Below are 4344 nucleotides of genomic sequence, written 5' to 3' on the forward strand. Positions count from 1 at the left end.
GCTGATCACCGCCGATCGCACGCCGTTCCTCGCCTTCTGCACCGACGACCGCAATCCGCTCGACATCGCCGAGGAAGGCCATCTCGATCACCTGATCCGCGCCGCCATCGCGCGCGGCGTGCGGCCGCTCGACGCCTATCGCGCCGCGACGTGGTCGGCGTCCCGCCATTTCGGCCTGGTCGATCGCGGCCTGGTCGCGCCGGGCCAGCGCGCCGACCTGGTGTTGCTCGAGGATCTCGCGACCTGCCGGATCAACTCCGTGATCTGCCGCGGCGCGCCCGTGACGCCCGATCGCTTCAGGACACGCCCGCACGTGTCGCCGGTCGGGCTAGAGTCGGTGAAGCTGCGGCCGGTCAAGGTGGAGAAGTTCCGCATGCCCGTTGGCGCCGGTCGACCACCGCCGGTGATCGGCATCCGGCCCGGCCAGATCCTGACCGACCGGCTCGCTCTCGATGTCACGGTGCGTGACGGCGAGCTGGTGTCCGACGTGACGCGCGACATCCTCAAGGTCGCGGTGCTGGGCCGGCACAATGATCGCGGCGAGGTCGGGCACGGTCTGGTGAAGGGCTTCGGCATCGTGCGCGGCGCCATCGCCTCGTCGATCGGCCACGACAGCCACAATGTCTGCGTCATCGGCTGCACCGATGCGGACATGGCCGTGGCGGTCAACCGGCTGATCGAGCTGCGCGGCGGCTTTGCGGCGGCAGTCGACGGCAAGGTGGTGGGCGAACTCGCACTGCCTATCGCCGGCTTGATGAGCGATCAGCCGTTCGAGACGGTGGAGCAGGGCCTGCGCGCCCTGCGCGCGGCGGTGCGCGGCCTCGGCACGCCCCTGCACGAACCGTTCCTGCAGATGGCGTTCCTCGCCCTGCCGGTGATCCCGCATCTGCGCATCACCGACAAGGGCCTGGTCGACGTCGACCGTTTCGAGTTGGTTTCATAGCGCCGCTGTCGCTGATGATATGCACCACTTGAGGCGGACGCGACCAAGCAGCAACATCGTCTTCCGGACCGCGGGCGTCTCGCCCGTTCATGCGACTGAGCGGGCGAGAGGCCCGCGGTCCGGAAGAGCATGAAAACTGATCCCTCGCTGCGAACTGTCGTCACCGCCTTTCGAAGTCGATGCGCTCGTCGACCGGCAGGCCGAGCAGGTGGCGGCGCAGGCAATCGAGGCCGAGCTCGACGGCGCCGGCGCGCACCCAGTCGCGGCCGCCGATCAGGCGGGCCTGGCGCGAGACCACGGAGTCGGTGTCGGCGATGCCGACGGCGATGGTGCCGCCGAAGTCCGGCCGGTCAGCGCCCTGGTCGAGCTCGATCAGGAGCGCGAGCGCATGGCTGCTTCGGCTCTTGTCGCGCAGGTCGCAGGCAACCGTCTCGGCAGCCGCGGTCGAGGCCTCGGCGATCCCGAGCTCGCCCGGCTCGCGCACCACGACGCCGCGGCGGAAGGCTTTCTCGGCGCCGGCCAGCGGCGCCAGGCGAGCGGCAAGATGGCCGCCGGTGAACATCTCGGCGGTCGAGAGCGTGAGGCCGCGCTCGAGCAGGATGGCGAGGATCACGCCCTCAAGGGTCTGGTCGTCCTCGGCGATGATGAAGTTGCCGAGGCGCTTGCGCACCTCGGCCTCGATCGGCGCCAGCAGGCTGGCGAGCTCGGCCTCGTCGGCGCCACGCGCGGCGAGCTTGGTCTCGAGCTGCGGGTAGTGCGCCTGGAAGCCGAGCTTGATGCCGCCGTCGGGCTTGAAGGCTTCCATGTCGGCCAGCATGTTGTCGGCGCGCGATTCGCCGATGCCGAAGGTGTGGAAGCGCTTCAGCCTGGTGACACCGGTGATGCCGCCGATCTTCAGCAGGCGCGGGATGACCTGCTCGTCGAGCATGCGCCGCATCTCGCGCGGCACGCCCGGCGTGAAGAAGAAGCGCGCCTTGCCGATGGTGACGGCGAAGCCGCAGGCCGTGCCGATCGGATTGTCGATGAACTCGGCGTTGGCCGGCAGCATCGCCTGCTTGCGGTTGTTGGGCGGCATCACCCGGCCGCGCCGCGCGTAGGATTGCTCCATGCGCGTCATCCAATAGTCGGAGAGCACGAGCTCTACGCCGCAGGCCTCGGCAGCGACCTCCTGCGAGAGGTCGTCGACGGTCGGCCCCAGGCCGCCATTGACGATCACCGCGTCGGCGCGCTCGCTGGCTTGGTGGAAGGCTTTCAGCAGGCTCGCCCGGTCGTCTCCGACGGTGGTGCCCCAATGCACGGTGAGCCCGACATCGCCGAGCCGCCGCGCCATGTAGCTGTAGTTGGTGTTGATGGTCTTGCCGGAGAGGATTTCATCGCCGGTGCAGAGGATTTCTACGCGCATGTTGGATCGATTATCGGCTAACGTCGCGAGGAAATCGAGGGAGAGACGTTCATGACAGCCTTATCGTCCGATCTCAGGGAGGCGCTGGCCAAGGTCGGCACATCGACCCTGACCGGCGTGCTCAATCGCCGCGGCCTGCGCAGCATGACCCTGTACGACGTGTGGCCGCTCAGGCCCGAGCAGCCGCGCCTGGTCGGCATCGCCTTCACCATGCGCTTCATCCCCTCGCGCGAGGACAAGGACGGCCCGACCTCGAAGAACCGCAGCACGGTCCAGCCGCAGGCCATGGAGGAGTGCCCGCCCGGCCACGTGCTGATGATCGATTCGCGCGGCGATTCGCGCGCGGCCTCTGCGGGCGACCTCTATGTCGGACGGCTGAAGGCGCGCGGCGCCGCCGGCATCGTCACCGACGGCGGCTTCCGCGACACCGACGGCGTTGCCAAGACCGGCCTGCCGGCCTACCACCGCCGGCCGTCCTCGCCGCCCAGCCCGATCGTCCATCGCCCGATGGATCTCAACCTGCCGATCGCCTGCGGCGGCGTCGCCGTCTATCCCGGCGACATCGTGGTCGGCGACCGCGACGCCATCCTGGTGATCCCGCCCGACATCGTCGAGGCGGTCGCGCAGGAGGCGCTCGACACCTACCATTACGAGGAGTTCGCCGAAGCCGAGGTGGCGCGCGGCCGCTCGCTCAAGGGCCTGTTCCCGGTCGCCGGCGAGGAAGCCAAGCGCGACTACGAAGAGTGGAAGAAGAAGCGCGGGTAGACTCATTGACGGGACCGCGCCACGCTGATGCGGACCGCGGGCGTCCCCCCCGCGCGTGAATCAAGATCGGGCGGGACGCCCCCGGTCCCAGGAAGACCATGATCGCCACAGGAGTGGCGCGGTCCCCGCAAAGAGATCTCGTCGTCTCAACCCAGCGTCGTGCGGATCTCGAGGCCACCCTTCAGCGTCAAGGTGACGGGCGTGCGCTCGGCGATCTCGGCTATGCGTTTCTTCTGCTCCTCGTCGACCTCACCCTCGATGGTGAGCACGCGATCGATGTGTTGCCCGTCGCCCTCGCGCACGTAGTGGACGTCGGCATGTACCGCCGTCACCGGCCACTGCTTGCGCTCGGCATACATGCGCAGCGTGATCGCCGTGCAGGCGGCGAGCGCCGAGGTCAGCAGGTCGTACGGCGCCGGCCCGACATCCTTGCCGCCGAGCTTGGGGCCTTCGTCGGCGGTGAGCGTGTGGCGTCCGGTGACGATGGCCGTCTGGTAGTTGGTCGTGCCGATGCTCGCCCGAGCGTGGGCCATGGGATGCTCCAAAGACAGAGGATGATGAAGGTCTCTCGGTTGGACTTCAGGAGCGAGGGACGAAGATCTGCCGCCATCCTCAGCGAAGCGAAGGAACTCATCGCCAGCAGCGCAAACGTACACCGTGGCGGCGGCGATGAGGTCCTTCGCTGCGCTCAGGACGACAGGAATTGCGCACGCTCAAGGCATACGCAGCTCCATGAACGTGTCTGCGATGCCTCTTGCCCGCACCTCGCCGATCACGACGGCGTCGGCGAGTTCGGCCACCCGATCGGCCGGCACGGCGGCGAGCAGGCCGCCGGCGGTCTGCGGATCGAACAGCAGCGGCAGGTTGGGATGCGAGGCGGCCTTGTCCATGCCGTCGATCAGGTGGCGGGCGCGCAAATTCTCCGGCTGCAGCGAGCTCGCGAAGCCCTTGGCAAACAATTCCCGCGCACCATCGAGCGCGGGCACGGCGTCGAGGTCGAGATCGACCGTGACCTCGCCGCTCGCCCGGATCATCTCGGCGAGATGGCCGGCCAGCCCGAAACCCGTGACGTCGGTGCAGGCATGCGCGCCGGCGGCGATCAGTGCTAGCGAGTCCTCGCCGGACGGCCGGCGCATCGAGGCGAGCGCCTGCTCGATCCAGGTGCCGCGCGCCGCGCCGCGCATCGCCGCGGCGAAGATCACGCCGGTGCCGAGCTTCTTGGTGACCACGAGCC

5 protein-coding genes are annotated in these 4344 nt (G+C 68.9%); 2 read left to right on the top strand and 3 right to left on the bottom strand.

Translation table 11 applies throughout. From position 1 onward, the window contains the following. Positions 1 to 943 (top strand): adenine deaminase C-terminal domain-containing protein (locus AB7O82_RS37505; RefSeq protein WP_428621829.1); only part of this gene is annotated, 943 nt, incomplete at its 5' end. A gap of 160 nt (positions 944 to 1103) precedes the next feature. On the opposite strand, the gene AB7O82_RS37510 is transcribed toward AB7O82_RS37505, so the two are convergent. After that, positions 1104 to 2345, bottom strand: a complete 1242-nt coding sequence (locus AB7O82_RS37510) for a CinA family nicotinamide mononucleotide deamidase-related protein (protein ID WP_428621830.1) — start codon at positions 2343 to 2345, stop codon at positions 1104 to 1106. A gap of 51 nt (positions 2346 to 2396) precedes the next feature. On the opposite strand from AB7O82_RS37510, the gene AB7O82_RS37515 reads away from it, so the two are divergent. Next, positions 2397 to 3110: a ribonuclease activity regulator RraA gene (locus tag AB7O82_RS37515; RefSeq protein ID WP_428621831.1), complete on the top strand. Its 714-nt coding sequence runs from the start codon at positions 2397 to 2399 to the stop codon at positions 3108 to 3110. 146 nt (positions 3111 to 3256) lie between these two features. Here the strand turns inward: AB7O82_RS37515 and AB7O82_RS37520 are convergent, their stop codons facing one another. Beyond that, positions 3257 to 3643: an OsmC family protein gene (locus AB7O82_RS37520; RefSeq protein ID WP_428621833.1), complete on the bottom strand. Its 387-nt coding sequence runs from the start codon at positions 3641 to 3643 to the stop codon at positions 3257 to 3259. Positions 3644 to 3823: 180 nt separating this feature from the next. Continuing rightward, complete coding sequence (locus AB7O82_RS37525; protein ID WP_428621835.1) at positions 3824 to 4294, bottom strand: AIR synthase-related protein; 471 nt, start codon at positions 4292 to 4294, stop codon at positions 3824 to 3826. Between the last annotated feature and the right edge of the window lie 50 nt (positions 4295 to 4344).

The sequence above is a fragment of the Reyranella sp. genome, assembly GCF_050185545.1.
Taxonomy (GTDB): Bacteria; Pseudomonadota; Alphaproteobacteria; order Reyranellales; family Reyranellaceae; genus Reyranella.

Excerpts from the sequence above, each read along its gene's own strand:
- AB7O82_RS37510 (WP_428621830.1), bottom strand. The coding sequence starts at position 2,345 with ATGCGCGTAGAAATCCTCTGCACCGGCGATGAAATCCTCTCCGGCAAG.
- AB7O82_RS37525 (WP_428621835.1), bottom strand. The coding sequence starts at position 4,294 with ATGCGCGGCGCGGCGCGCGGCACCTGGATCGAGCAGGCGCTCGCCTCG.
- AB7O82_RS37515 (WP_428621831.1), top strand. The coding sequence starts at position 2,397 with ATGACAGCCTTATCGTCCGATCTCAGGGAGGCGCTGGCCAAGGTCGGC.
- AB7O82_RS37520 (WP_428621833.1), bottom strand. The coding sequence starts at position 3,643 with ATGGCCCACGCTCGGGCGAGCATCGGCACGACCAACTACCAGACGGCC.